General features: G+C 72.5%; 23 protein-coding genes. 16 read left to right on the top strand and 7 right to left on the bottom strand.

Going from position 1 to position 25969, the window contains the following annotated elements; all coding sequences use genetic code 11:
* The first annotated feature begins 349 nt into the window (after positions 1-349).
* Both K7C98_RS02650 and K7C98_RS02645 read left to right on the top strand, forming a co-directional pair.
* Positions 350-937 carry a hypothetical protein gene (locus K7C98_RS02650; RefSeq protein WP_224189896.1) on the top strand — a complete coding sequence of 196 codons (588 nt, stop codon included), beginning with the start codon at positions 350-352 and terminating at the stop codon, positions 935-937.
* A 350-nt stretch (positions 938-1287) separates the two neighbouring features.
* A complete protein-coding gene (locus K7C98_RS02645) occupies positions 1288-2523 on the top strand; it encodes a hypothetical protein (RefSeq protein ID WP_224189895.1) in 1236 nt (411 codons plus the stop codon).
* 143 nt (positions 2524-2666) lie between these two features.
* Here K7C98_RS02645 and chrA read toward each other — a convergent pair whose 3' ends face one another.
* Positions 2667-3866 (bottom strand): chromate efflux transporter, encoded by a 1200-nt coding sequence (chrA, locus tag K7C98_RS02640; protein WP_224189894.1) that lies wholly within the window; start codon positions 3864-3866, stop codon positions 2667-2669.
* A gap of 262 nt (positions 3867-4128) precedes the next feature.
* Between chrA and K7C98_RS02635 the strand changes: the two genes are divergently transcribed.
* From K7C98_RS02635 to K7C98_RS02595, 10 genes are all read left to right on the top strand, one after another.
* Complete coding sequence (locus K7C98_RS02635) at positions 4129-4677, top strand: TlpA family protein disulfide reductase (RefSeq protein ID WP_224189893.1); 549 nt, start codon at positions 4129-4131, stop codon at positions 4675-4677.
* A 99-nt stretch (positions 4678-4776) separates the two neighbouring features.
* Positions 4777-5991, top strand: coding sequence for a lanthionine synthetase C family protein (locus K7C98_RS02630; protein ID WP_224189892.1), 1215 nt, complete (start codon positions 4777-4779; stop codon positions 5989-5991).
* 291 nt (positions 5992-6282) lie between these two features.
* On the top strand, positions 6283-6411 hold the full coding sequence (locus tag K7C98_RS43320; protein ID WP_263429142.1) for a hypothetical protein: 129 nt from the start codon (positions 6283-6285) through the stop codon (positions 6409-6411).
* 128 nt (positions 6412-6539) lie between these two features.
* A complete protein-coding gene (locus tag K7C98_RS02625) occupies positions 6540-7025 on the top strand; it encodes a hypothetical protein (protein WP_224189891.1) in 486 nt (161 codons plus the stop codon).
* Positions 7026-7051: 26 nt separating this feature from the next.
* Positions 7052-8584 carry an acetyl-CoA hydrolase/transferase C-terminal domain-containing protein gene (locus K7C98_RS02620; protein WP_224189890.1) on the top strand — a complete coding sequence of 511 codons (1533 nt, stop codon included), beginning with the start codon at positions 7052-7054 and terminating at the stop codon, positions 8582-8584.
* 135 nt (positions 8585-8719) lie between these two features.
* A complete protein-coding gene (locus K7C98_RS02615) occupies positions 8720-9556 on the top strand; it encodes a 2-oxo acid dehydrogenase subunit E2 (protein WP_224189889.1) in 837 nt (278 codons plus the stop codon).
* A 39-nt stretch (positions 9557-9595) separates the two neighbouring features.
* Positions 9596-10117 carry a GNAT family N-acetyltransferase gene (locus K7C98_RS02610; protein ID WP_224189888.1) on the top strand — a complete coding sequence of 174 codons (522 nt, stop codon included), beginning with the start codon at positions 9596-9598 and terminating at the stop codon, positions 10115-10117.
* Positions 10118-10532: 415 nt separating this feature from the next.
* Positions 10533-11042, top strand: a complete 510-nt coding sequence (locus K7C98_RS02605) for a hypothetical protein (RefSeq protein WP_224189887.1) — start codon at positions 10533-10535, stop codon at positions 11040-11042.
* Between the two features lie 66 nt (positions 11043-11108).
* Positions 11109-11951, top strand: coding sequence for a hypothetical protein (locus K7C98_RS02600; RefSeq protein ID WP_224189886.1), 843 nt, complete (start codon positions 11109-11111; stop codon positions 11949-11951).
* Between the two features lie 27 nt (positions 11952-11978).
* Positions 11979-12674 (top strand): hypothetical protein, encoded by a 696-nt coding sequence (locus K7C98_RS02595; RefSeq protein WP_224189885.1) that lies wholly within the window; start codon positions 11979-11981, stop codon positions 12672-12674.
* 40 nt (positions 12675-12714) lie between these two features.
* Here the strand turns inward: K7C98_RS02595 and K7C98_RS02590 are convergent, their stop codons facing one another.
* The 3 genes from K7C98_RS02590 to K7C98_RS02580 are packed head-to-tail and all read right to left on the bottom strand — an operon-like array spanning position 12715 to position 16239.
* Positions 12715-14076, bottom strand: coding sequence for a sigma-54-dependent transcriptional regulator (locus K7C98_RS02590; RefSeq protein WP_224189884.1), 1362 nt, complete (start codon positions 14074-14076; stop codon positions 12715-12717).
* Positions 14076-15797 carry a protoglobin domain-containing protein gene (locus K7C98_RS02585; RefSeq protein ID WP_224189883.1) on the bottom strand — a complete coding sequence of 574 codons (1722 nt, stop codon included), beginning with the start codon at positions 15795-15797 and terminating at the stop codon, positions 14076-14078. The genes K7C98_RS02590 and K7C98_RS02585 overlap by 1 nt, the downstream gene beginning before the upstream one ends.
* Positions 15798-15843: 46 nt before the next feature.
* Positions 15844-16239, bottom strand: a complete 396-nt coding sequence (locus K7C98_RS02580) for a response regulator (RefSeq protein WP_224189882.1) — start codon at positions 16237-16239, stop codon at positions 15844-15846.
* A gap of 497 nt (positions 16240-16736) precedes the next feature.
* Here K7C98_RS02580 and K7C98_RS02575 point away from each other — a divergent pair, with 497 nt between their 5' ends.
* Positions 16737-17339: a hypothetical protein gene (locus K7C98_RS02575; protein ID WP_224189881.1), complete on the top strand. Its 603-nt coding sequence runs from the start codon at positions 16737-16739 to the stop codon at positions 17337-17339.
* A gap of 160 nt (positions 17340-17499) precedes the next feature.
* Entirely contained in the window at positions 17500-18897 is a 1398-nt protein-coding gene (locus K7C98_RS02570; protein ID WP_224189880.1) for a sigma-54-dependent transcriptional regulator, read from the top strand.
* A gap of 4 nt (positions 18898-18901) precedes the next feature.
* On the opposite strand, the gene K7C98_RS02565 is transcribed toward K7C98_RS02570, so the two are convergent.
* Both K7C98_RS02565 and K7C98_RS02560 read right to left on the bottom strand, forming a co-directional pair.
* On the bottom strand, positions 18902-19339 hold the full coding sequence (locus K7C98_RS02565) for a universal stress protein (protein ID WP_224189879.1): 438 nt from the start codon (positions 19337-19339) through the stop codon (positions 18902-18904).
* Positions 19340-19443: 104 nt separating this feature from the next.
* A complete protein-coding gene (locus K7C98_RS02560) occupies positions 19444-21981 on the bottom strand; it encodes a cation-translocating P-type ATPase (RefSeq protein WP_224189878.1) in 2538 nt (845 codons plus the stop codon).
* 478 nt (positions 21982-22459) lie between these two features.
* On the opposite strand from K7C98_RS02560, the gene K7C98_RS02555 reads away from it, so the two are divergent.
* Positions 22460-23302 (top strand): universal stress protein, encoded by an 843-nt coding sequence (locus K7C98_RS02555; protein WP_224189877.1) that lies wholly within the window; start codon positions 22460-22462, stop codon positions 23300-23302.
* 239 nt (positions 23303-23541) lie between these two features.
* Positions 23542-25290 carry an ATP-binding protein gene (locus tag K7C98_RS02550; RefSeq protein ID WP_224189876.1) on the top strand — a complete coding sequence of 583 codons (1749 nt, stop codon included), beginning with the start codon at positions 23542-23544 and terminating at the stop codon, positions 25288-25290.
* Here K7C98_RS02550 and K7C98_RS02545 read toward each other — a convergent pair.
* A complete protein-coding gene (locus tag K7C98_RS02545) occupies positions 25244-25918 on the bottom strand; it encodes a PAS domain-containing protein (protein WP_224189875.1) in 675 nt (224 codons plus the stop codon). The two genes, K7C98_RS02550 and K7C98_RS02545, sit on opposite strands and share 47 nt — an antisense overlap.
* Positions 25919-25969 lie beyond the last annotated feature (51 nt).

The following is a 25969-nucleotide window of genomic DNA, read 5'->3' as shown; positions in this document are numbered from 1 at the left end:
CGAATGGCCATACGCGCGCTCGTGCCCGACTTCACGTGTCCGGACGAACGTCCACGCACACTCCTCGCAATGGTGCACTCCTACGATTCGGCGGTCGGCGCGCGAACGCGGAGTCGGCGCCGGGCTCATGCATTATTTTTGCGCATGGAGCCACCTCAGACTTGACAAGTCGCGGCCACAATTGAAATGTGTCGATGTTGCGGTCGGCGGATCGATCGCACTGCGATGATTTCGATCGGCGGCTCGATCGTGCGAGGCATTGCGAGCAATGCACGCGCGGCGGCGAATGGGGCTGTCACGCCCGCCCGGGCCGTCTGCACCGTGAAACCGGAGAGGGAGAGCATCATCCATGAGTGAGCCAGGCTTCCAGCGCGCGCGCTACTACCGGGTCTCGGCCAAGGACTGGCCGATCGAGAAGTACATGCTGTGCGACAGCGCAAGGGACGCGGCCGAGGAGTTCGCCGCCTTGTTCGACCTCGGCGACCTGTTCGATCGGGTCGAGATCATGGTGTCGCTGTCCGACGCGCGCGGCAATTGGCGCTCGCAAGAATTCACGGTCCGCACCACGCACATGCGGGTGTACGAGGCGGTCGAGGTCAAGGAGCTGAGCGAGCCCGAGCCGGAGGAGATCCTCGAGTTCGAGGAGCTGGGGGAGATCCGCGACGTCGCGCTCGACGACGTCGCCGCCGGCCCCAGCGTCGACGAGCCGGTCTGCGAGCCCGCGCCGGCCGCCGCCGAGTTCGATGACCTCGACGAGCTCGACGAACCGACCGTGCTGAAGCTCGTCGCCGCGGCGGACGAGGCCGAGCTGCCGCCCGACGACGAGCCGGACGACAACTCGAGCTCCGGTCTGCGCCGCCTGGCCGGCATCGCCTCGCGCGGCTACGGCACCCTCATCAAGGGCCTGTTCGGCCGCCGGCGCGGTCGCGCAGCCTGAGCGCCGGCCAGGCGCGGGTCAGGGGCTGCGGGCATTCGTCGAATGTCCTCGAGGACATGTCCCTGGCCTCGACGACATCGGCGCGTCCGCGTCAGCCCTCGATCGCCTCGCGCTCGGACGCGCCGGGATCGATACTGCCGCGTGGGCTCCCGCCGCACACGGCGTCACCCGGGCGTGGCGGCACATCCTCGTCGCCCAGTCTTGCGCGCTCGTCTCCGATCGACGTTGCCGAGCCGACGAGCTGCTGGGCCTGACACCAAAGTCGTGAGCGTCCGCGGGGCGCTGCTGCGCGCGGTCGCGGCCGGTCCGCGCGGCGTGCATGGCGAACGCGACTGAGCTAAGGTCGCGCCATGGCTTCCATTAACAATTCTTCTTCGATTCAAGCGCTGACCCTCGCCCTGGCGGGCGCGGCGGCCGTGGTGCCGAGCGAGGCCGAGGCGTGTTCGCCGGGCTACTGCGCGTACACCGACGCCTGGCAGTCGCTCGAGCCGATCAACGCCCAGGCGATCCCGACCGACGGCGTGCTGCTGCTGCAGGGCGCGCGGTCCGGCTCCTCGCCCGAGGAGGACTGGCTGGACAAGGTCGAGCTGACGGTCACGCGCGACGGTCAGCCGATCGCCGGCGCGGTCGAGGCATCCCCGGTCCGGGACGTGCTGCTGTGGCGGCCGGCCGCGCCGCTCGAGCCCGGCGATTACAAGGTCGTCGGCAGCCTCGACAACCCCGACGAGGACATCGGCTACGAGTATTGCGCCGTCGACCTCGAGCTCGACTTCGACTTCGCGGTCGAGGCCGGGCCCTCGGCCCCGCTGTCTCCGCCGCAGCTCTCGGCGCAGCCCTTGCTGGACGTACGCGAGAGCGATGCCCTCGAGAACCTCGTGTGCTGCGACGGGGCGATGCCGTACAGCTACGTCTTCGACTGCGGCGGCTCCGACGAGTACGTCGGCTGGGACGAGGGCTTCTGCACCGGCCTCCGCGCCTTCGGAACGTTGCGCGTGCAGGTATCGATCGCCACCGACCTGCCGCAGGCCACCTCCGCGCTGGTCATGCGCGAGCTGCTCGTCGACGGCTCACCCCAGCGCGGAGCGCTCCTCGACGCGCAGACGGCCGGTCTGACGAAGCCGTCCTGCATCACGGTCCGACTGACCAACCTCGCCACCGGCGAGAGCGTGGAGAGCGAGGCGAGCTGCCACGGCGACGAGCCCGAGGTCGCCGCCCAGCTCGGCGATCACGCGATCGATCCCGGCCCCGCCCTGGCCCAGGAATGCTCGCAGGGCGCGTACACGTGCGAGATCAACCAGGAGGCCTGGGATCCCGAGAAGTGCGCGCCGTGGCCCGCCGACGAGCCCACGAGCGGCGATCCGACCGAGGGGCCGACCACCGGCGAACCGACCAGCGAAGGCAGCGAAGGCAGCGGCGAGGGCGGCGACGAGAGCGAGGGCACCGACGGCCCGGCCTCGGGCGGCGCCGACGAGTTGGTCGAACACGGCTGCGCGTGCGACAGCCGCGCGCCGAGCCCGTTCGGGGCGCTGGCCTTGCTCGGACTCGGCTTGCTGCGCCCGCGCAGGCGCCGGCGCCCGCCCCGGTGAGCGCGGGAGAGACGGGAGAGGTCGCGCGCGACGACTCGAGGCGAGCGCGCGCCGCGACTCGCACATGTCTGCGAGGACAGGTCGCTGCCGACGACCGGGGTGAGCACGCGCCGACCGGCAGGTGCTCCCATGGCTGTCCGCCGTCAATTCGCCGCGTGGAGCGCCCAGCCTGCCGCTGCGCCGCCGAGGATCAGCCAGGTCGAATTGACCTTGAAGCGGACGAGCAGCAGGCCGCTGGCGACGGCGAGGCCCGCGGAAGGGACATCGACCAGCGCCGCGCGGCCGAGCTCCAGCGTCACGACGGCCATCAGGGCGAGCGAGGCGACGTTCACCCCGTCGAGGAAGGCGGCCGAGGCCGGTGATGCGCGCAGGCGGGGGACGAGCGGGCCGCTGAGGGCGACGAACACGAACGCCGGCAGGAATATGCCCGCGGTGGCGACCAGCGCTCCGCTCGCGCCGGCGAGCACGTAGCCGATGAAGGTCGCCGTCGTGAACACCGGGCCGGGGGTGATCTGGCCGACGGCGACGGCGTCGAGGAGTTGCGCCTCGGTGAGCCAGCCGAGGCGCTCCACGAGGTCGGCGCGGAGGAACGCGAGCAGGACGTAACCGCTCCCGAACAGCACCGCGCCGGTCTTCGCGAACACCGCGAACAGCCCCGGCAGCGTCACGCCGTGGGCCACGCCCGTCGCCACCGCCGGCGCGAGCGGCAGGATCAGGCTCGCCGGCCCCGCGCTCCGTCCGCGCGCCGCGGTCGACGCGACGAGGGCGGCCACGCCGGCGGCGAACAGCACCGCGACCTCGTGCGCGCCGAGCACGACGAGCAGCGCCGCCGCGCCCGCGAGCACGCGCAGGCCGGTGGTGCGCGCGGCTCTCGGCGCGAGGCCCAGCAGCGCCTGGACGACGACGCCGAGGATCACGGGCTTGACCCCGTACAGCAACCATCCCACCGCCGGCACCGCGCCGAAGCGGACGTAGGCCCAGGCGAACACGCCCGTGATCGCCGTCGCCGGCACGATGAAGGCGAGGCCCGCGACCGCGAGGCCCGCCCAGCGGCGCCGCTCCCAGCCGATGTGGATCGCCATCTCGGTGCTGTTCGGACCGGGGATCAGGTTGGTCGCGCCGAGCAGGTCGAGGAAGCGCGCCTCGGTGAGCCACTTGCGGCGGTTCACGACCTCGTCCTGCATCATCGCGATGTGCGCGGCCGGCCCGCCGAACGCGGTCACGCCGAGCCGCGCGAACAGCACCCCGAGCTCGAGCAGCGAGGTCGCGGCGGCCAGCTCACCCGGCCGCGCGCTCGCGGGCGGTGGTGACGGATCGAGCTGCGTCTCGCTGTCGGCCGCCATCGCTCATCGCCGTCCGCCGCCGCGGCGCGCCTGCAGACGGGCCCATCCGACGGGCATGTCCTGCGGGACATGTCCGTCGAGCCGCGCGAGCGGACGCTTCGGTTCGGCCGGGCTCACCGGCTCGACCGTAGTGCCACGCCCGGGACATTTCAACTCACCCTCGCTCGTTCTCCGCGCTGCGGTCGGTCACCTGTTCCCCGGCCCGCCAACAGCGGCCTCGACGGCGCGCTCCGGTTTGCTATCGTGCCGCCACATGCCCGCGGTGCTGCCTCGCTCCCTCGCCGTCGCAGTCGTGCTCGCCGCGACGGCCTGTCGCTCCGGCCCGGCGACTTCGTCGCCACCTTCCTCGCAGGACCAGGAGCCGCCGATCCTCGTCGGCGACCTCGAGCGCGCCGACGTCGAGCGCCAGGTGCCCGGGTGGATCTCCGACGCGGAGATCGACGGCGAGGCGGCCGCGAAGTTGAAGAGCGTGCCGCCCGACGCCGAGGTGACCGTCCTCTTCGGGACCTGGTGCGGCGATTCGCGGCGCGAGGTGCCGCGCCTGTGGCGAGCGCTCGACGCCGCCGGCAGCCCGCTGCCCTTCGCGCTGAAGCTGGTCGGCGTCGACCTGCAGAAGACCGTGCCCGGGCTCGACAAGGCGGCGCTCGACCTCAGGTACGTGCCGACCGTGATCGTCGTGCGCGACGGTCGCGAGGTCGGGCGGATCGTCGAGAGCGCGCCCGCCGGCATCGAGCGCGAGTTGCTCGCGCTGCTCGACGGCAGCAAGACCGGGCTCGTCACCGGTCGCACCGACCTCGCCCCGTCCTCGTAGCGTTCCTCGGCCGGCCGCCTCGGCGCGCGCTCCGCCGTCCGGCCCTGCCGGGTCCCGACGACGGCGACGCCGCGATCTGCCGCGTGATAGGGTCGCGCGGTGTTGTTCGAGCCGCAGCGACACGAGCCGGTCACCGACCTCGCGTGGGACCCCGCGCGGGCGCACGAGGCGGTGCGGGCGATCGTCGCCGACGCGGAGGCTCAGTTCACGGAGGACGGCTGGTGGCCCGAGCATCCGCTCGACAGCGAGGGGCCGCCGCCGCCGGACAACCACAAGTCGCTCTACCTCGGCGCGGCCGGGATGCTCTGGGCGCTGTGGTACCTCGCGCGCGAGCGGGCGGTGACGCTGCGCGGCGCGCCGGAGCAGCACATCGGGCGGGCGTACCAGGCGTACCTCGCGGCGCCGGACACCGGCGAGGTCGTCCCGTCGTACTTCCTCGGCGAGGTCGGCATCCTGCTCGTCCTCTGGCAATTGACGCGCTCGCGAGCGGCGGCGGACCGGCTGTCGGCGGTCATCGCTGCCAACATTCCCAACCCGACGAACGAGGCGCTGTGGGCCGCGCCCGGCACGATGGTGGGCGCGTGGCACATGCTCCAATGGACAGGTGCGCCGCGCTGGCGCGACCTGTTCCGCGCCAACGTCGAGCAGCTGTGGCGGACCTGGGCGCCGAGCCGGCACGCCGCCTGCCACCTGTGGACGCAGGACCTGTACGGCCACATCCAGCAATACCTCGGCGCCGGACACGGGTTCGCCGGCAACGTGTATCCGTTGCTGCGCGGCGCCGCACTGCTGACCGCCGAGCAGCGCGAGCAGCTGTACCGCCGCTGCGTCGAGGTGCTGCGGGTCACCGCGATCCACGACGACGACGGCGTCAACTGGCCGCCCGAGGTCGACCCGCTGCCACCGGGCCGGGCGCGCAAGATGTTGCTGCAATGGTGTCACGGCGCGCCGGGCATCATCACCGCGCTGACCGACTATACGCCCGGCGTGTCGGCCGAGCTCGACGCGCTGCTGCTGCGCGCCGGCGAGGCGATCTGGCGCGCCGGGCCCCTGCGCAAGGGGGCCGGGCTGTGCCACGGCACGGCGGGCAACGGCTACGCGTTCCTGAAGCTGCACCGCCGGACCGGCGATCCCTCGTGGCTGGCGCGGGCGCGGGCGTTCGCGATGCACGCGATCGTGCAGAGCGAGCGCATGCGGCAGGAGCACGGCCGCGGTCGCCACACGTTGTGGACCGGCGACCCGGGCGTCGCCGTGTACGTGTGGCATTGCTTGACCGTGCAGGACGGCATGCCGGCGCTCGACATCTTCGCCTGACGTTCGAGCAGCAGATCGAGCGCCGTCGATCGTCGCGCGCGCCGCTCTCGGCCTGGACGTCGACCGCTCGCGTCGAGTTCGCTCCTCCCTCGCGGCCGCTGCGCCGACACGGCCGCGTTCGCCATCCTCGCTGCCGTGACGTCACCGGCGTGCCGAGCCGCACGATCTGCAGGGATACGCAAGCCAATCGCCAGGGCTCGCGGTCGAGGCCGCCGGAGCGGCGCGGCGGTCGGTTTGACGAATGGTATGACCCTTGCTGGTTCGCGCGACGAGGATCATCGAATGACCATCATGACCGCCTTGATCGCCTCGTTCCCCGGACTCGTGACCACCATGCTCGGATGGCTGTGCGGCGCGCTCGTCATCATCGGCGTGTTCCTGTTCAACCGCAGCCGCATGCGCGACCACTCGCGCGAATGACCGGCAGCGCGGCTCGAGCGGACCGGCGCAACAACTGCGCCGCGGCGCACCTCGTTCGCCTGCGGAGCGAGCCCGCGATGAAATGGCAGCCGGATCGCCTGGCATGCGGCTTGCTGACCTTGCGGCACATGCACGCCGCCCTTCGCTGTCTCTTCACGACCCTCCTGTTCGTCGCCGCCTGCGACGCCCCGCCGCCGGCGCCGCGCGTCGAGGTCCACGACGCCAACCCGAGCGGCGACCGCAAGGGCCTGTCGACGTGCCTCGACGATTGCACGGCGCAACGCCTCGGCGCCACCGACGCCGCCACCTGTCGCAACAATTGCGAGGTCGCGTTCAAGGTCACGCCCACCGCCGACGAGCCCGAGCTCGACGCCGCGGTGAAGTGCCTCGACGAATGCAAGCAAGAATCGCCGGGCGACGCCGCCTGCGTCGACGCGTGCAAGCAGACGGCGCGGCCGGCCGAGGCCGAGTTCCCCGGCGTGGTCGACCGCCTGGGCGTGTGCGTCGACGCCTGCCACGCCGACCGCAGCCTGAACGCCGACGATCGCTGGACCTGCCTGCGCAACTGCTCGCAGACGGCGAAGCTCGCCGACAAGCCGCCCGCCTCGCCGTGACCGCTCGTGGTATCCGTGAGGGCGCCATGACGAGCGAGCTCCACGAGCGGATCGAGTGCGAGGCGCTGCGGCGCAAGCTCATGCCCGTCGAGGAGGCGGTCCGGCTGGTGCGGAACGGCGACGTGCTCGCGGTCAGCGGATTCACCAAGGCCGGCGAGCCGAAGGCCTTCCTGCCGGCGCTGGCGCGTCACCTCGCCGGCCTCGGCCCCGACGCGAGGATCACGTTGTACAGCGGCGCCTCGCTGTCGGAGGAGGTCGAGGGCCCGCTCGCCCCGTACATCGCCCGGCGCGGGCCGTACATGGCGAGCTCCGCCTCGCGCCGGCTGATCCACGCCGGCAAGATGGACTACACCGACGTGCACCTGTCGCACTTCGCCCGCGGGCTGATGTACGGGTTCTACGGCGACATCGACCTCGCGGTGGTCGAGGTGAGCCGGATCCGCCACGACGGCAGCGTCGTGCTCTCGGCGTCGGTCGGCGTGTCCGCCGAGGCGCTGGCGCGCGCGCGCGCCGTCGTGCTCGAGGTCAACACCGCGATCCCCGACTTCACCGGCGTTCACGACATCGTCCTCCCGCCCGCGCCGCCGACGATCGGGTGGCCGGTACCGGTCACCGGCGTGCGCGACCGGATCGGCCTCCCCCACGTGCCGCTCGACCCGGCCAAGGTGGTCGCAGTGGTGCATTCGCGGCAGCCCGACTTCCCGGTGCCGTTCCGCGCCGACGAGGCGGTCTGCACCCACATCGCCGATCAGGTGATCGCGTTCCTCGGCGAATGCCGCGACCGCTTCGACTGGCATCACTGGGTCCCGCCGCTGCAATCCGGGGTCGGCAACATCGCCAACGCGGTGATCGCCGGGCTGGCGCGGTCGCCGTTCAAGCGCCTGCACTTCTGGACCGAGGTGTTCCAGGAGGGGCTGCTCGGGCTGCTCGCCGACCGCGACCGCTTCGCCGGCGCCTCGGCGGCGGCGCTCTCGCTCGCGGACACCTCGCCCGCGCGGGTCGCCGCGCTGCTCGCGGCCGCGCGCGGCGACCTCCTGCTGCGGCCGATGTGGATGTCGAACAACCCGGAGGTCATCGCGCGCCTCCACGTCGTCGCCATGAACACCCCGCTCGAGGTCGACATATACGGCCACGTCAATTCGACGCACGTCGAGGGCTCGCGGATCGTCAACGGGCTCGGCGGCAGCGGCGACTTCTTTCGCAACGCCTACCTCAGCATCGCCCACACCCCGTCGGTCCGGACGCTCCGCGACGGCCGCACGGTCTCCTGCGTGCTCCCGTACGTCGGCCACGTCGATCACACCGAGCACGACATCAAGTGCGTCGTCACCGAGCACGGGTACGCCACCAACTTCTCGATCCGCTCGCCCCGCGCCCGCGCCCGCGACATCATCGATCGCTGCGCGCACCCCCACTTCCGCCCGCTCCTTCAGGAATACCTGGCGATCGCCGGCGAGGGCGACGAGCCGCGGCTGTCGCCGATGGACCGGCTCGAAGGCTGGTGGCGGCAATACGACGCCGCGTGCCTCGCGTTCCCCCGGGCGGGCGCGACGGGCTGAGACCTCGCTGCCGCGCGCCGGCGCCTCCGCCGCTCGCAACTCGCCCACCGGACCGGGCCGGCGCTCCGACCCGAGGTCCTCGCGCCCCGCACGAGTCGCGCGGCCCGGCGCCGCGACCTCCGCCAATTCGAGGGCATGCGCAACGTCCGTCTCCGACCGGCCGGCGACCTCCCGATCTTCCGTCGACTCGCGCTGGCCGCGTGGGACGACCCGCGCGACCCGTCGATCCACGGCACGCTCGAGCTCGACGCCACCGCCGCGCTCGCCTATTTGGAAACCCTGCACGCGCGCACCGGCGAGCGGCCGACGCTGACGCACCTGGTCGGGCGAGCGCTCGCCGTCGTCCTCGCCGAGCGCCCCGAGCTCCACGTCCTCGTGCGTCGCGGTCGGCTCTATCCGCGCGAGGACGTCGACATCTTCTTTCAGGTCGCCTTGACCGACGATGCCTGCAGCACGTCCGACCTCTCGGGGCTGGTCCTTCGCAACGCCGATCGCAAGTCGGTCGCCGCGATCGCGCACGAGTTCGGCGAGCGCCTCGCGCAGATCCGCCGCGACTGCGACCCGCACATCGCCGCGATGCGTCACCGGCTGGCCGCGCTCCCGAACGGGCTGCTGCGCCCGGTCCAGGCCGTGCTCGACGTCCTGCAGTACCGCCTCAACCTGCGCCTCCCCGGCCTCCCGCGCGACTCGTTCGGCTCGGCCGCCGTCACCACCGTCGGCATGTTCGGCATCCGCTGGGCCTACGCGCCGCTGTTCCCGCCGGCGCACTGGCCCATCATCCTGCTCGTCGGCGCCGTCACGCCGCGCCCGTGGGTCGTCGACGACCGCGTCGAGGTGCGACCGGTGCTGCCGCTGCACGCGACCCTCGACCACCGCGTCGTCGACGGCGTCCAGGCGGCCCGCCTGTCGGCGCGCATCGAGGAGCTGCTGACCCACCCCGAGCTGCTCGACGCGCCCGCCGACTCGCCCTGAGACGCGCGCTCGGCCGCGCGACGCGGCATGATGCGCTCGATGCCCCTCGCCAGCGGTCCCCGCGTCAGCATCCATGCACCGACGGAGAGCGACGAGTCCGAGTTCCTCGACGCCGTCCACGCCAGCCGCGAGCTCCACGACCCGTGGGTGGCCCCGCCCGCCTCGAGCGTCGCGTTCTCCGCCTATCTCGCGCGCCTCCGGGAGCCGACCCACACCGGATTCTTGCTGCGGGCGGAGGGACGTCTGGTCGGGGTCGTCAACATCAACAACATCGTCATGGGCGCGTTCCGCTCGGGCCACCTCGGATACTTCGCCTTCACCGGCAGCGAGGGGCGCGGCTCCATGACCGGGGGCCTGCGCCTCGTCGTCGACGCCGCCTTCGGCGAGCTCGGCCTGCACCGCCTCGAGGCGAACATCCAACCCGGCAATGTCCGATCGATCGCCCTCGTCCGCCGGCTCGGCTTCATGCGCGAGGGCTTCTCGCCGCGCTACCTCTTCATCGCCGGCGAGTGGCGAGATCACGAGCGCTGGGCGATCACCGCCGAGGACTGGAGCCGTTGAGCTGGCGGAACACGTCGATCAGGCATGTCCACCGGTCATGCCGATCCATGTATGGATATTATGACATGTCCACACGGACATGTTAATTCAGTCACTCTCGCTCCCTCATGTCGCCGCCGTCAGGCGGATGGAGGCCCGACCTGCGGGCCCACGCCCTCGCGGGCGAGCTCGCGGACGAGACGGGCTGTGCGGCACGAACACGTAGCGCCGGTGCTGCGACCACAGCTCGCGCAGGCGGAAGACCCGCGGTCACCGCGACCCGCAGCGGCCCGCCGGCCGCGTCCCGCTGCTGCGCCCGGTCCAGCGCGCGCTCGGTCCGCCTGTCGGGCGGAGCCTGGGGGTCCGCGAGCCGCGATGCAAAAATCTTCGAGGCCTCGCAATTTTTCCGGCCGGTTCGGCGACTCAACCCCGGGCCATGGATACGCACTCGTTACGCAACCTGACCTTCCTGATGTCACTGGGCGGCCTGTCGCTGGGCTGCCCCCCGAAGGAGGAGACCACGACCGACGCCACGACCGACCCCACGACCGGCGCCACCGACTCGAACGCCCCGACGATGGGCGGCACGGACGGCGCGTCGGAGACCGACACCGGCATGAGCGACACGACGAGCGCCGAGCCGACCTCGTCCAGCACCACGGAAGGCACCACCGGCGCGGCCGAGCCCGATTACCCGCTGTGCAAGCAGCTCGCCGAGCGCTACGTCGAATGTGACCCGGAGGCTGCTTCCTACTTCGATTACCTCCTCATGGATTGCAACATGTTTTGGGCCAAGGGCGAAGAGGACGGTCCGACCTGCCTCACCGCTCTCGAGGAGCTCATGACCTGCATCCTGAACCTCGACTGCAGGCAATTCAACGGCGACGAGGAGCAGTGCGCGACGGAGTCGGACGCCGCAACCATGGCGTGCCCCACCGCGTACTGAGCGCGATCACGACACCACGAGACGCCTGCATCCTCTCCGACAACCACGATCGATTCAGGGACACTCATGCTATTCGTCTCCGGCACCAAGCGAAGCGGGACCTCGATGTGGATGCAGGTGTTTCGCGCAGCCGGCCTCCCCGTGCTCGGGGAGGCCTTCCCGCGCGGCTTCACCGGCATCCAGGAGGCCAACCCCGACGGCTTCTACGAGACCCTGCTGCGCCACGGGATCTACTACCGGACCAACCCGAACCCGACCACGGGCGAGTACTTCTTGCCGGACCACGTCGAGGGCTATGCGGTCAAGGTCTTCATCCCCGGGGTGATCCGCAGCGAGCGCGCCTATATCACCCACCTCGTCGCCAACGTTCGCGAGTGGCGCGAGTACGAGGCGTCGATCCTGCGCCTCTACGCCATCGAGCGCGAGGCCTTCGCGCGCGCGGGACAGCCTGTCCCCGAGGACAGCTCATACTTCCCTCCGGCGTACGAGTGGTGGATGGAGAACTTCGCCCTCGTCCGCGACATCAGCCTGCGCCGCTATCCCGCGCGCCTCCAGACGTACGACCAGGTCCTCGCCGATCCCGCGCGCGTCGTCACCGAGGTGCTGCGGTGGGTCGGCCGCGGCGACGTCGACGCCGCGGTCGCCGCGATCAAGCCCGGCCGTCGCACCCAGCACCGTTCCGACTCGAACAGCGTCCCGCCCGCGCTCGCCCGCGTGTTCGACGACCTCTACGCGGCCGTCGCGGCCGGCGGACCTGTCCCGGCGTCGCTGTTGCGTCAGCTCAATGACACCAACCGCCAGCTCCTCCCGGAGCTCGGCGAGCTTCAGCGCAAGGTCCTCGCGGCCCAGGCCCGCCGGCCGCCCGGCCCGACCCCGGCCCGGCCCGCGGGTCTGCCCGCTCTCGATTGACAGTTTCCAACAAGAGAGGATCCGATGATGCGTACACCCTACCTCCTGACCCTGACCCTCGCGCTGGCCTGCACTGCCAAGGGCGATGGCTCGACCACCGACGAGACCACCACGGACCCTGCGAGCAGCACGACGTCGGACGACCCGTCGACGACCGGCACACCGACGACCGGGCCCGACGCACCGACGAGCAGCACCGGCGACGCCACCACCGGCGACGCCACCACCGGGGGCGTCGAGGACGCCATCTGTGCCGCCCTCTGCGCGCACGAGGTCGAGTGCGACTCTCCGTTCGCCGAGGGCTGCCTCGAGAACTGCGCACAGGCGCGTGCGATCGCCGCCTATCCTGGCGAGGCCTGCCTCGCCCTGCAAGACGAGATCTTCGCCTGCCAGACCGCCGCGAGCTGCCAGGAGCTGTTGGACCCGGGGGCGAGCCCGTGCGAGGCGGAGAACAACGCATTGATCAGCGACGCGTGCACCAGCGAGCAGTGCGACGCCTACGCCGCGCGCTTGTTCGAGTGCAACTTCATCGACGAGGACTGGCAGATCTCGCGCGCGTACGAGTGCACCTACTTCGTCGCCGAGGCGAGCCTGGTCAGCGCGGCCTGCCTCGAGGCGACCGAGGCGTCGATCGCCTGCGTGTCCGGGCTGACCTGCGAGCAGATCGACGCGGGCGACGGCTGCGACGCCGAGGAGCAGGCGAGCGACGAAGCCTGCCTGTAAAGCTACTACCTGCCCGAATGGACAGGCACGGCGGAGAGCGTCACCGCCGTCCGTACGTGTGCAGGCGGTACTGGATCGTGCGCACGCTGATGTCGAGGATCTCGGCCGCGCGGGCGGTCGAGCCGCCGACGGCGTCGAGCGTGGAGAGGATCGCGTGGCGCTCGATCTCCGCCATCGTCGCGCCGGGGATCCGCACCCCGCCCTGGACATCGGGGGCGCCCTCGAACGGCAGATGGTCGGCGTCGATCACGTCCGCGTCGCACAGCACCACCGCGCGCTCGACCGCGTTCTCGAGCTCGCGGACGTTGCCGGGCCAGGTGTGGCGGGCGATCTTCGCCTGCGCGCGCTCCGTGAAGCCGCGGATCGACGCGTGGTTCTCGGCGACGAAGCGCTGGAGGAAGTGCTCGGCCAGCAGCAGCGCGTCGCGGCCGCGCAGGCGCAGCGGCGGCAGCTCGATGTGGACGACGTTGAGGCGGTAGAACAGGTCCTCGCGGAAGCGGCCCTCGCGGACCTCCTTCGCCAGGTCGCGGTTGGTCGCGGCGACGACCCGGACGTCGACCTTGATCGACTCGCCGCCGCCGACGCGCTCGAACGTCCGCTCCTGCAACACGCGCAGCAGCTTGACCTGCAGCGTCGGCGAGATCTCGCCGATCTCGTCGAGGAACAGCGTGCCCTTGTCGGCCTGCTCGAAGCGGCCGATCCGCTGGCGGTCGGCGCCGGTGAACGAGCCCTTCTCGTGGCCGAACAGCTCGCTCTCGAGCAGTGACTCCGCGAGCGCGGCGCAGTGCAGGGCCACGAACGGCTGCTTCGCGCGCGGGCCGAGGGCATGGATCGCGCGCGCCAGCTCGCCCTTGCCGGTCCCGCTCTCGCCGGTGAGCAGCACCGTCGCGCGCGCCCCCGCCACCTGCTTGGCCGTGCGGTAGACCTGCTGCATCGCCGGGCTCGTGCCGAGCAGCCCCTGCAGACCGCTGCCGTCGCGCTCGCGCAATTGTCGGCGCAGGTTCTCCGCCTCGCTCCGCAGCGCTCGCCGCTCCATCGCCCGCCGGATCGCCAGCACCAGCGCGTCGATCTCGACCGGCTTGGTCTGGTAGTCGTCGGCGCCGGCCTGCATCGCCGCCACCGCCGAAGCGACCTCGCCGAACGCGGTGACCACGATCACCGGGATGTCGCGGTCCTGCTCGCGCAGCCGCTTCAGCAATTCCATGCCGTCCATCTTCGGCATGCGCAGGTCGGTCACCACCACGTCGGGCACGAACTCGGCGGCGGTGCGCAGCGCGGCGGCGCCGTCGGCCTCGATGCGCACGTCGAAGCCCTCGTGGCGCAGGAGCTTCTCCAGCCCCTGGCGCGCGCTCGGCTCGTCGTCGACGACGATGATTCGCGGCTTCTGCTGCTCCTGCGCCATTACGTGGCCTCCGCGCGCGTCTTGTGCGCGCTGTCGGGCGGGCCGTCGAGCGGCAGCACGATGCGGAAGATGGTGGCTCCGCGCTTGCTGTCGACGTCGAGGGTGCCGCCGTGGTCGGTGATGATGCGGTACGAGATCGACAGGCCGAGGCCGGTGCCCTGCGGCTTGGTCGAGAAGAACGCGTCGAAGATCGGCGCGGCGTCGGGGATCCCGGGGCCGTCGTCCTCGACCTCGAACGACACCGTCTGCGGCTGCCGCCGCGCCCGCAGGACCACCCGGCCCGCGCCCGGCTCGCCGGCGACCGCCTCGATCGCGTTCTGCGTCAGGTTGAGCAGCACCTGCTCGAGCTTGGCCGGGTCCGCCTCGAACTCGACCGGCTGCGGCGGGACGTCGAGCGCCACCTCCACGCCGTGCTGCTGCGCCTGCGCGGCGACCAGCTGGGCCGCGCGCTCGAGCAGCGTCTGCACCGACACGCGCTTGATCAGCAGCGGCTTCGGCCGCGCGAACGCCAGGAACTCGGTGACGAGGCTGCCGAGGCGCCGGATCTCGTCGGCCACCACCCCGACGGTCTCGATCAGCTCCGGGTGCGCGCCGGACTTCTTGAGCGAGCGGTCGAGGTACGTGACGTGCAGCTGCGCGCCGTTGAGCGGGTTGCGGATCTCGTGGGCCAAGCCGGCCGCGAGCGTGCCGATGGCCGCGAGCTTCTCTTGCTGCTTGGTGCGGGCCAGCAGCGCCTTCTCGTCGGTGGTGTCGCGGCCGATGGCGAACACGCACACGTCGTCGCCGCTCGACGGCGCGTGCGTCAGCTGCCACAGCACGCTGCGACGCTGACCGGCGCGCGTGGCGATCCCGGTCTCGATCGCCCGGCTCACCACATCTTCGCGCTCGCGCGCCTCGACCTGCGCCGCCGCGAAGCCGCGCAAGATCTCCCGCAGCTCGGCGCCCTCGCCGGTCTCGTCGATCGCCAGGCACTCGAGCAGCGAGCGGCCCATCACCTCGTCGCGGGCGAACCCGGTGATCCGCTCGGCCTCTTGATTGAACAGCAGGATCGAGCCGTGCGCGTCGAGGCCGACGATGATCACGTGCGCGAGCTCCACCGCGTTGACGTAGCGGTGCTCCGTGCGCGCCAGCGAGGCGCCGAGCGCCTGCCGCTCGAGCCGCTCGACCTGCTGGATGCGGGCGACGAAGTTGTCGCGGTAGCTCTCGAGCATGATCGCCAGCTCGAGGTCGAGGAGGCGCGAGATGGCGTCCATGACCGCGAGGCCCGCCGGGCCGTTGGCCTCGGCGATCCGCAGCAGCGACGAGCGGATCAGCGCCATCGCCGTGAACATGTAGCGCTGCGGCAGCCCGACCTTGACGTGGACCCGGCCGATCTGCGCCGTGTCCTCGAAGTAGGCCTCGTCGTAGCGGCCGCCGAACAGCCGCTCCATCCACAGCACCAGCGACCGCTGCAGCCGCGCGATCTGGGCCTCGCCGGTGAACACCGCGTGCGCCTCGTCGTGCTGGCGGATCCGGTCGTAGAACTCCTGCGCGATCCGGCCGAAGTGCGGCGCCGCGACGTCGCGGAACGAGCGCAGCAGCGCCGCGTCCTCGGCGGCGAACGCGACGTAGCGCTTCAGCTCCTCGAACCGGGTCTCTGCGGCGGGGGGATCGCGGGCTGGTAGACCGGGGTGCGGCAGAGGAGACCGTCGCTCTCGCTGTGTCCGCGTGAAAATTACCATCGCCACCTGCACGGCCACAAGGCCCGGCGTTGCCGCGCTCCTCGCCTCACGTGACGGCCTCCAGCAGCCGCAGCAGCCCCGAATAATCGATCGGCTTGGTGACGATCCTGCACCGCGGCGCGGGCCCCAGCGCGAGGCGGTCGGCGACCTGCGGGTGCGCCGTGACGATCACGAGCGGCAGCGTCGGGTGGCGCGCGTGGATCCGCCGCAGCGTCTCCACCTCGCCCGCGCGCGCCGGCGACACGTCCATCACCAGCACGTCCGGCCGCGGGCCGTGCTCGATGCGGCTCTCGGCCGCCGCCGCGTCCGCCGCGACCTCGACGAAGAAGCCGTCGACCCGCAGCAGCTTGACCAACACCGTCGCCGTCTTCGGCTCGCCGTCGACGACGAGCACCGCGACCGGTCGAGCCGTCGCCGCGCCGGCCTGGACCGGTTGAGTCATGGAGCATCGGGTCATGGTATGTGAGCCGGTCCGGGAGCACATTGAGCAAGCGTCATGCCATCGTGCGCGCGCCATCTTTCAGGGCCCGCCTGCGGACCGTCGCCGTCACCCGCGCGAGCGCCTTGCGCGGCCGTGCAGGACCTGCACGTCGCGCCGTATGGCCCATCGCCGACGATGAAGCTCCCCCCGCGTCAGTTCTCGCCCGCCCCCCTCGCGCGACGATATCCGCGGCGCGCCGCCATCGCACGCGCAGATCCTGCACACGAATGCACGCAGTGCACGCACGATCGGTCGCGGTCGCCACGGGGGCGATTCATCACAATCGACGGCCGGCGTGTCGCTCGCGGACCGTCTCGCCCGCGACCATCCCGGCGATCCGCCGCTCGTTCGTCATTCACGCCATCCGACCACGGCGCTCGCCGCGACCGCGAGGCGAGTCTCGCCTGGTCCGCCGGCGATGGCCCGCGCTCCCGCGCGTGGCATGAAAGGAGCCGCCGATGTGGCTCGCCCTCGCCATGTTCCTGGCCCCCGCTCCGCGGGTCGATGCGGTCGCGCCGACCTCGCCCCGCGTCGAGGCGCCGCGGCGATTCGAGGGCGTCGTCGTCCTCACGGCAGGCGCGCTCGCCGGCGCGGCCGGCCTCGGCCTCGGCCTCGCCAGCGCGCAGCAGGTCGCCGCTGTGGACCGCTGCGTCGAGTGCCCGCCGCGCCTGCCGGCCATGGCGCTGGCCGCGGTCGCGCTCAACACCACGAGCCTCGGCCTGCTGACCCTCGGCGCCGGCGTCCGCGGGCGCGTCTGCGGCTCGCGCAGCCCGTCGCGCGCGGGCGCGGCCCCGTGGATCTCCGTCGGCGGCCTGACCACCACGGGCGGCCTCCTCTTCGTCGCCGCCGGGCTCGGCTGGCAATTCGCCGAGAGCTCGCGCGCCTCGGCGACGCCGTGGACCCTGCTGCAGATCGGTCTGTCGAGCGTGGTCGCCGGCTCGAGCCTGCTCGTGTACGGGCTGGCCTACCGCAAGTACGCGCCCGACCGCGAGCTCCGCGTCGACGTGGTCCCCACGGCCGCGCGCGGCCACCTCGGCCTCGCGCTGGTGGGTCGGTTCTGAGCGCCGCGCAAGGCGTGCACCTCGACGCAACCGCTGCACCCCGGGTCCGCGCGATCGTTGCGTCCGCACCGGCCTCCGATCTGGCACGGAGGTTGCTCGACCACGGCGGCCGGCTGCTGCCACACCGGCGCGCCACACCTGTCCCTGAGGACATGTTACGATGCCGAACCCCAGCCCCGCCGCTCCCCGGATCCTCATCGTCGACGACGAGCCGAACGCCCGCTCGGCGCTGTCCGCATTGCTGCGAGAGGAGGGGTACGAGGTCCAGTGCGCGGCCGACGGCTACAAGGCGCTCGGGCGGGCCGACGAGTGGCGGCCCGACATCGTGCTCACCGACGTCAAGATGCCGGCGCTCGGCGGCATCGAGCTGATGGCCCGCCTGCGCGAGCGCCTGCCCGAGGTCGCCGTCGTCGTCATGTCCGGCTTCGGCTCGGTCGAGGGCGCCGTCGAGGCGATGCAGCTCGGCGCCGACGACTACCTCAGCAAGCCGCTGAACCTCGACCAGGTGCTGCTGACGCTGCAGCGCATCGTCGCCGGCCGCGCCGTCGCCGGCGGGCTCAAGGAGGCGCGCGCGACCGCGGGCGCCGCCGACACCGCCGACCTCGTCGGCCAGAGCCGGACCTTCCGCGACCTGCTCGAGCTCGCCGCGCAGGTCGCCGAGGCGCCGGTCGCCCTGCTCATCACCGGCGAGCGGGGCACCGGCAAGCAGCACATCGCGCACCTCGTCCACCAGCTCAGCGGCCGCGCCGGCCGGCTGGTGCGCGTGTGCTGCAGCACCGCCGACGAGGCGACCCTCGCCGACGAGCTGTTCGGCGCCGAGGGCCGCGTGGTCGCGGCCCATCGCGGCACCCTCCTGCTCACCGACGTCGACGCCCTGCCGCTGGCCTTGCAGGCGCGCTTGCTCCGCCTGCTGCAGGAGCGCTGCGTCACCCGCCTCGGCGGCGCCCGCCTCGAGATCGACGTCCGCGTGATCGCCACCACCAGCCGCGACCTCGCCGCCGCGGTCGCCGGCGGCGGCTTCCGCCAGGACCTCGCCGAGCGGCTCGAGGTCGTCGGCCTGCGCGTCCCGGCCCTGCGCGAGCGCCGGGACGACATCGCCCTGCTGGCGACCCACTTCGTGCAACGCCACGCGCGCAAGCTCGGCAAGCAGGTCACGAGCTGCGCCGAGCGGGTGCTGCAGATCCTGTTCGGCCTCGACTGGCCCGGCAACGTGCGTCAGCTCGAGCAATGCATCGAGCGGGCCGTCATCCTCGCGCGCGGCCGCGAGATCGAGCCGCGCGACCTGCCGCGCGAGTTCACGGCCGGCGCGACCGGCCAGCGCGGCGCGCCGGCGATCCCCGGCGCGACCCTGTGGGACATCGAGCGCTACGCGATCCTGCAGACGCTCGAGCACACCGGCGGCAGCACCAGCAAGGCCGCCAGGATCCTTGGCATCTCGCCGCGCAAGATCCAGTACCGGCTCAACGAGTACGGCGCCGCCAGGCCGGGCACCGCGGAGCGACGCAGCGAGCCCTCGCCCCGCGCCGACGACGACGGTCGGCCCGCCGCCGGCGCTTGACCGTTCACGCGCTGCGCGACGGGCGGACGACCATCACGCTGCAATGCGCGTGGTTGACGACGCGCGCCGCGGTGGTCCCGAGCAGGCGATCGAGCACGTCGAAGCCGTGGCTGCCGAGCACGATCAGGTCGCAGGCGAGCTCGTCCGCGAGCTCGCAGATCACCTGGGCAGGTCGCCCCACCCGCACCAGGTCGCGGCCGGGGAGCGGCGGCGACAGGCGCCCGCGCAGCGCCGCGAGGTCGCTGTGGGCGTCCTCGGTGAGCTTCTCCGTCAGCTCGACGCCGGACAGCGCCCACGCCTCGATGGGAACGCCCGCCGGCACATTGATGGCACGACCCAGGTGAAGCGCCGCCCCGTACATGCGCGCCAGCTGCTCGGCGTGGCGAAACACGAGATCGGTGCGCGGAGATCCGTCGAGGGCTGCGAGGACTTGTTTGTACATGCGGAGTCAACCATGGACCTGCGGACGCGAGACGAACAGGACCGGCCGCGCGAAAGTTGTGCCGCTCGCCCGCCCGACGCGTGGGTCGACGACCGCCGATACGTTCAGCTCGCCCGCGCGAGCCGCCGCTTGAGCGCGTGAAATCCCATCACCCCGAGCGGCCCGAGGATCGCCCACTGCGCCAGGTCGACCGCGGACACCGCCTCGAAGTGAAACATTCGCCGCAGCGCCGGGACGCCGACGATGGCGAGCAGCAGCGCCATCGTCCCGAGCACGACCCCCCACAGCGCGGGGTTGGGGGTGCGGAGGGCGCGGAGCAGCGGCATCGTCGTCGAGCGGTGGATGAGGATCAGCCCGAGGTTGCCGAGCACCAGGGTCACGAACATCACCGCCTGGGCCGCGCCGAGCGGGCGACCGAGGTGGAAGTGATAGAACCACAGGCCGCCGAGACACACGACGAGGGCGATCGCGCCCTGGGCCAGGCACAGCACGATCGTGCGGCGATCGAGCAGCGCCGCGGCGGGCGGGCGCGGCGGCCTGCGCATGATGTTCGGCTCCGCCGGCTCGGCCTCGAACGCCACCGAGCAGGCGGGGTCGATCACGAGCTCGAGGAACACCACGTGGATCGGGTGGAACAACATCGGCATGCCGAAGAACATCGGCACCAGCGCGATGCCGGCGATCGGCACGTGGACCGCGACGATGAACCCGAGCGCCTTCTGCAGGTTGTCGAAGATCCGCCGCCCCTCGGCGGCCGACGCGACCAGGTCGGTGAAGTCGTCGCGCGTCAGCACGATCGCGGCCGCCTCGCGCGCGACGTCGGTGCCCCGGCCGCCCATGGCCACGCCGATCTGCGCCGCCTTGAGCGCCGGGGCATCGTTCACGCCGTCGCCGGTCATCGCCACGACCTCGCCCGAGGCCTGCAGCGCGCGCACGATCCGCAGCTTCTGCGCCGGCAGCACCCGCGCGCACACCTCGACCCCGCGCAGGCGCGCCGCGAGCTGCTCGTCCGTCAGCTCCGCCAGCTCGCCGCCGGTCACCAGCCCCTCCGCCGACAACCCGACCTGCCCCGCGATCGCCCGCGCCGTGCCCGGCGCGTCGCCCGTGATCATCACGACCCGCAGGCCCGCCCCGCGACACTCCGCCAGCGCGGCCGAAACCTCGGCGCGCGGCGGATCGTGGAGCCCGAGCAGCCCGACCCAGCGGAACTCGTAGTCGTTCGTGCGCGCCCGCGGCTCGCCGGCGAACTCGGCGCGCGCGACCCCCAGCACCCGCTGGCCGCTCGCCGTCATCTCCTCCAGCGCCGCCCGCATGGCGGCCAGCGCCGCCTCGTCGAGCCGGCACAGCGTCGCCACCGCCTCGGGCGCGCCCTTGGCCGCGACCACCGACGTCTCCGCATCGGTCCGCCACGCCTGCGCGAACACCAGGAGCTCCGGGCTCAGCGGATATTCGCGCAGGAGCTGCCAGCGGTCGTGCTGCTCGGCGCGGGCCGGCTGGTGTTCGCGGACGAACCGCCGGCACGCGGCGTCCATCGGGTCGACCGCGTCGCGCTGACTGGCGAGCGCGGCGACCTCGACGAGCAGCGCCACCGATTCGACCGGCGGCTCGTCGGCGTCGGCGCGCCAGCGAGCCGCCTCGGCGCGCAGCTCGACCAGCGTCATGCGGTTTTCGGTCAGCGTCCCGGTCTTGTCGACGCACAACGTCGTCGCCGCGCCGAGGTTCTCGAGCGCGGGGATCCGCCGCACGAGCACGTTGCGCCGCGACATCCGCCACGCCCCGAGCGCGAGGAAGACCGTCAACACCAGCGGGAACTCCTCGGGCACCAGCGACATCGCCAGCGTGATGCCGGACAACATCCCCTGCAGCCACGCCCCGCGGACCAGCCCCGCCACCAGCACCACGACCGCGCAGCACGACACCCCGAGCCCGCCGAAGATCCGCACCAGGCGGCGGATCTCCCCCTGCACGCGCGACGGCGCCGCCTCGAGCTCGGCCAGCGAGGCGCCGATCTTGCCGATCTCGCTGCGCGCCCCCGTCGCGGTGACCTCGGCCACCCCGTGACCCTTGACCACCAGCGAGCCGCTGAACACCCGCGCGTCCGCCTCGTCACCGGCCGCGTGCTTGTCGACGGGCACCGACTCGCCGGTCAGCAGCGACTCGTCGACCGCCACCGCCTCCGCCTCGCGGAGCACGCCGTCGGCCGGCACGCGGTCGCCCTCGTGGAGCAGCACGACGTCGCCGCGCACCACCTCGGCGCCGGCGATCCGCCGGCTCACGCCGCCGCGCTCGACCAGCGCGCGCGGGCTCGTCATGTCCCGCAGCGTCGCCACCGCGCGCTCGGTGCGGTGGGCCTGGATCACGCTGATCGCCAGCACGAGGACCACGCACGCGAGCAGCGTGATCGCCTCGCGCAGGTCGCCGATCACGAAGTAGATCGCGCCGCACGCCAGCAGCAGCAGGAACATCGGCTCGCGCAGCGCCTCGCCGAGCAGCACGAGCAGACCGCGCTGCTGATCGCGAGCCAGGCTGTTGGGCCCCTCCGCGGCCAGTCGACGCGCCGCCTCGGCCTCCGTGAGACCGCCGAGTGACGATGTCTCCGCCGGCGTCATGGTGTCCTCGCGCGACCGGGCCCGTCCTGACATGCGCGAAGGGTGAAGCAATTCCCGCTCCAGGCGACGCGGCCGCCGACCGCGGCGGGCAAGCCGGGTCATCCCGACGATCGGGCCGACGACGCCGCTCGCCCCGCGGCGCCTGCGGAGCACCGGAGCCCACGCCCGGCGGAGTCGAGGGCGGCGCGCCGCACACGACACCGGGGCCGGCCCTCGGATCGCGGCTCGCGTGGCTGTTCACACATGTCCGAATGAACATCTCATTCTCCGCCCGCGCGGGCCTTCACGCTCGCCGCGCCGCGGTCGGCCCCGGTCCACGAGCCGCGCGCGACCGCCGGCGCAGGAATCGCCGAGGCCGCCGGCGCCGCGGGTCTTGCACGCGCCGTGCACGGTTTGCGCCCCGGCCCCGGCCCTGCCCGCCGAGTCGGCCGAATCTCCAACGATTCTCTCGCCCGACCGTCGAGGTGCGGCGATTGCAACCTCATGTCCGGCGACAGGAGCACGCATACGAATGGCGACAGCACGGCGATGGATCCTCGGCCTCGATCTCGGCGCGCGCTCTCGCGGAGCCGTGGCGTTCGCCCGCTGGCTCCGCGAGGCCGGCGAGCCGGTGACGAGCGTCCACGTGCTCGAGACGTGGACGCGCGGCTACCTCCGCAGCGACGACTACGAGCAGCTCCACGCCGCCCTCGCCCGCGCCACCGGCGAGATGGGGCTCGCCTCGCCGGACGACATTCAGGTGGTGGAGGCCGACCGCGCCGAGGTCGGCCTCGCCCGCGCCGCCGAGGGCGCGACCGGCCTCGTCATCGGCCGCGCCGCGCCGAGCGAGGGCCGGGCGTTGATCCGCCTCGGGGCGACGGCGCGGCGGATCTTGCGTGGACTGCCGGCGCCGGTGATCGTGGTGCCGCCCGAATGGACCGTCGCCGCGGCCGGCCCGGTGCTCGTCGCCACCGACCTCGAGGACACCAGCGCCGGCGCCGTCGCGTTCGCCCAGGAGCTCGCCGCGCGCCACGGTCGCGCGCTCGAGCTCGTGCACGTCGGCGCCGCGCTCGACAACGAGTTCATCGACGAGCTCGACCCGCGCTGGCTCGCGGCCCGCGAGATCTACCGCGCCGACGTCGTCGACGCCGTGCGCGAGTGGGCCGCCGAACGCGGGCTCGCGGGCGCCACCCGTCACGTGCTCCACGGCGACCCGCCGCAGGCGCTCGCCCGCCTCGCCGAGGCCTGCGAGGCCGCGATCGTCGTCGTCGGTTCGCGCCGCCTCGGCACCGTGGCCCGGGCGTTTCTCAGCAGCACCGCCTCGACGCTGGCGAGCTTCGCCGCGTGCCCGGTCGCGGTCGTGCCGTCGCGCTGACCGCTGCGATGGCGATCGACTCGTGCGTGCGATGGCGCGGTCGTTGCGCACGAGCCTCGCATCGCCCCCTTCCACGCCGCGCGCCGTCAGGCGGGGCGAGCGCGACCGGCGAGCGCACGACCGTGAGCGAGTGACACGCGTGGCCTCGCCGCACCTCCCGCGGAGTGAAATGCGCCGAGGACACGGGTGCGACGGAGCTCATTGCGCGTGCAAACAGTGGCACCTACTTCTTCGGGGTCATGCCACGGAAGCGCACCTCGGTCGTGGCGACCCTGCTGCGCGTCGGCCTCCTGGGGAAAGAGGACTGGGACGTCGCGCTGCATCAGCTGCTCGAGATCGCGTGCGATCTCATCGGCGTCGAGCGGGCGAGCTACTGGAGCCTCCGCGCCGACCCTTCGTCGCTGGTGTGCGAGCTCGGGTATGTCGCCACCGAGAAGCTGCTCGAGCGCGGGCATGTCGTGCGCGAGCGCGACCACCCGGAGTACTTCGCGGAGATCCATCGGGTCCAGGTGCTCGACATCGCCGACACGCGCGCCGACCCACGCAGTCGATCTCTCGGCGAGTACCTGACGATCCACGCGATCCGCTCGATGCTCGACGTGCCGGTGTTCTCGCGCGGCGAGCTCATCGGCGTCCTCTGCCACGAGCGCCTGCGCGAGGGGCCCTGGAGCTCGCGCGAGTGCGAATTGGCGTTGACCATGAGCCACATCCTGTCCTCCTTGATCGAGGCACAGGCGCGCACCTGGGCCGAGGAGAACGAGCGCCGGGCCACGTTCCTGGCCCGGGCTTCGACCGCCGTCGCGCAGGCGCTCGACCTCGACGAGGCGTACGCGGCCGCGGTGCAGCGCGCCATCCCGACCCTCGGCGAGCTCGCCACGCTGATCCGGCTCGAGGGCGAGCAAGCGCGCTGCGTCGCCACCGCGCACGTCCGGCCCGAGCGCCGGCGCCAGGTCGAGGAGATGTGCGCGCAGTACTGCCACGGCATCACCAGCTCGGGCATCGGCTTCAGGGCGCTGCGCGAGCGGCAGTCCCTGCTCGTCCCGTGCGTCGACGCCGACACGCTGCGGCGGCTCGGGCTACCGCGCCGGCACATCGACGCGTATCTGCAGCTCGGCGTCCGCAGCACCATGTCGGTCCTGCTGTTCGCCCGCGACGTCGTCACCGGGGTGATGACATTCGCCAGCGACAATCGCCACTACGACCGCGACGACCTCCGCTTCGCCGAGGCCTACGCGCAGCAGCTCGGCGTCGTGCTCGAGAACACGCACCTGCTCGCCCAGACGCGCGAGGCGCTGCGCACGCGCGACGACTTCCTCGTGCTCGCCGGTCACGAGCTGCGGACCCCGATCGCCGCGCTCAAGTTCGCCGTCGACCTGCTGCGCCGCAGGTTGCCCGCGCCGGTCCTGCCGGGGGTGCAGCGCTCCGTCGAGACGATCGCGCGCCAGGCCACGCGCATGTCCCGGCTGATCGACCTCGTGATCCTCGCGCCGCTGCAGGAGGGTCGCGCGCCGCCCCCGCCGACGCTCGAGCGAGTCGACCTCACCGAGCTCGTGCGCGACGTCCTCCACGACTGCGCCGACCTGCCGGCGCAGCGCGGCTGCACCGTCCGCTTCACCGCCGCGGGGCCGGTCGTCGTGCGAGGCGATCGCACCGGCCTCGAGGTCGTCGTCACCAACCTGCTGAACAACGCCGTGAAGTTCGGCGCCGGCCGACCGGTCGAGGTGAGCGTCGGCGACGACGACGGCCTCGCCACCGTGATCGTCCGCGATCACGGCATCGGCATCCCGCCCGAGCGGCTGCCGCACATCTTCCGTCGCTTCGAGCGCGCCGTCCCGCGCAGCTTCGGCGGGCTCGGACTCGGGCTCAGTATCGCTGCGAGCATCGTCACCGGGCTCGGCGGTGAGATCCGCGTCGACAGCCGCGCCGGCGAGGGTTCGACCTTCACCGTCGCGCTGCCGACCCCGCCGCCGCCGTCCTCCAGTGCGTGAGGCGCCTCGGCCCCGTCACGCGAGCATCGCCTGTTCGATCGGCAAGGTGAAGCGGAAGCTCGTGCTCGCCTCGCGGCTCTCGGCCCAGATCTGGCCGCCGTGGGCCTCGACCAGGCCGTGGGCGATGCAATGCGACGGTCTCGAACGACGCCGTCCCGTCGCCCGCGCTCCGCGGCTCGAGCTTCGCCGCGACCTCGGCGCGCCGCGCCTCGGCGACGACCTCGAGCAACGAACGCCCCGCGATCTCGTGCGCGCGCCAGCCGTACATCCGCTCGGCCGCGGCGTTCCAGGTCGTCACGATCCCGCTGCGCGTCACCGTGGCGATCGCCTGATCGGCGACGGCGACGAGGCTGCGCCAGCGGCGAATCTCGCCCGCGAGCACGTCGTGATCACCCGCGCTGGCCCCACCGCGGGCGCTCACCCGCAGCGCCCGGCCGAGCGCCACCGCCGTGCCCGCTGTCGCGACCAGCACGAACGCGGCGGCCCCGGCCGCGCGAGTGTCGACCATCACCAGCCCCAGGCTGGCCGCGAGGATCGTCAGCAGCCTCGGCCCGCCAATTGCCCGTATGTGTGGTCCGATGCGCGTGTACGCGTGCCTGAGGCGGTCGAATGGCGCAGGCGAAGCCATGAGGGATGCCCCCGAGAATGTGAACAGTGTAGGCGAGGCCGCACGAGAGGC

Origin of the sequence: Nannocystis pusilla (assembly GCF_020073745.1) — a bacterium.
In the GTDB taxonomy this organism is placed as follows: Bacteria; Myxococcota_A; Polyangia; order Nannocystales; family Nannocystaceae; genus Nannocystis; species Nannocystis radixulma.
This window is presented reverse-complemented; position numbering and strand designations above follow the sequence as displayed.

Excerpts from the sequence above, each read along its gene's own strand:
- K7C98_RS02650 (WP_224189896.1), top strand. The coding sequence starts at position 350 with ATGAGTGAGCCAGGCTTCCAGCGCGCGCGCTACTACCGGGTCTCGGCC.
- K7C98_RS02645 (WP_224189895.1), top strand. The coding sequence starts at position 1,288 with ATGGCTTCCATTAACAATTCTTCTTCGATTCAAGCGCTGACCCTCGCC.
- chrA (WP_224189894.1), bottom strand. The coding sequence starts at position 3,866 with ATGGCGGCCGACAGCGAGACGCAGCTCGATCCGTCACCACCGCCCGCG.
- K7C98_RS43320 (WP_263429142.1), top strand. The coding sequence starts at position 6,283 with ATGACCGCCTTGATCGCCTCGTTCCCCGGACTCGTGACCACCATGCTC.
- K7C98_RS02625 (WP_224189891.1), top strand. The coding sequence starts at position 6,540 with ATGCACGCCGCCCTTCGCTGTCTCTTCACGACCCTCCTGTTCGTCGCC.
- K7C98_RS02620 (WP_224189890.1), top strand. The coding sequence starts at position 7,052 with ATGACGAGCGAGCTCCACGAGCGGATCGAGTGCGAGGCGCTGCGGCGC.
- K7C98_RS02615 (WP_224189889.1), top strand. The coding sequence starts at position 8,720 with ATGCGCAACGTCCGTCTCCGACCGGCCGGCGACCTCCCGATCTTCCGT.
- K7C98_RS02610 (WP_224189888.1), top strand. The coding sequence starts at position 9,596 with ATGCCCCTCGCCAGCGGTCCCCGCGTCAGCATCCATGCACCGACGGAG.
- K7C98_RS02605 (WP_224189887.1), top strand. The coding sequence starts at position 10,533 with ATGGATACGCACTCGTTACGCAACCTGACCTTCCTGATGTCACTGGGC.
- K7C98_RS02600 (WP_224189886.1), top strand. The coding sequence starts at position 11,109 with ATGCTATTCGTCTCCGGCACCAAGCGAAGCGGGACCTCGATGTGGATG.
- K7C98_RS02595 (WP_224189885.1), top strand. The coding sequence starts at position 11,979 with ATGCGTACACCCTACCTCCTGACCCTGACCCTCGCGCTGGCCTGCACT.
- K7C98_RS02590 (WP_224189884.1), bottom strand. The coding sequence starts at position 14,076 with ATGGCGCAGGAGCAGCAGAAGCCGCGAATCATCGTCGTCGACGACGAG.
- K7C98_RS02585 (WP_224189883.1), bottom strand. The coding sequence starts at position 15,797 with ATGGTAATTTTCACGCGGACACAGCGAGAGCGACGGTCTCCTCTGCCG.
- K7C98_RS02580 (WP_224189882.1), bottom strand. The coding sequence starts at position 16,239 with ATGACTCAACCGGTCCAGGCCGGCGCGGCGACGGCTCGACCGGTCGCG.
- K7C98_RS02575 (WP_224189881.1), top strand. The coding sequence starts at position 16,737 with ATGTGGCTCGCCCTCGCCATGTTCCTGGCCCCCGCTCCGCGGGTCGAT.
- K7C98_RS02570 (WP_224189880.1), top strand. The coding sequence starts at position 17,500 with ATGCCGAACCCCAGCCCCGCCGCTCCCCGGATCCTCATCGTCGACGAC.
- K7C98_RS02565 (WP_224189879.1), bottom strand. The coding sequence starts at position 19,339 with ATGTACAAACAAGTCCTCGCAGCCCTCGACGGATCTCCGCGCACCGAT.
- K7C98_RS02560 (WP_224189878.1), bottom strand. The coding sequence starts at position 21,981 with ATGTCAGGACGGGCCCGGTCGCGCGAGGACACCATGACGCCGGCGGAG.
- K7C98_RS02555 (WP_224189877.1), top strand. The coding sequence starts at position 22,460 with ATGGCGACAGCACGGCGATGGATCCTCGGCCTCGATCTCGGCGCGCGC.
- K7C98_RS02550 (WP_224189876.1), top strand. The coding sequence starts at position 23,542 with ATGCCACGGAAGCGCACCTCGGTCGTGGCGACCCTGCTGCGCGTCGGC.
- K7C98_RS02545 (WP_224189875.1), bottom strand. The coding sequence starts at position 25,918 with ATGGCTTCGCCTGCGCCATTCGACCGCCTCAGGCACGCGTACACGCGC.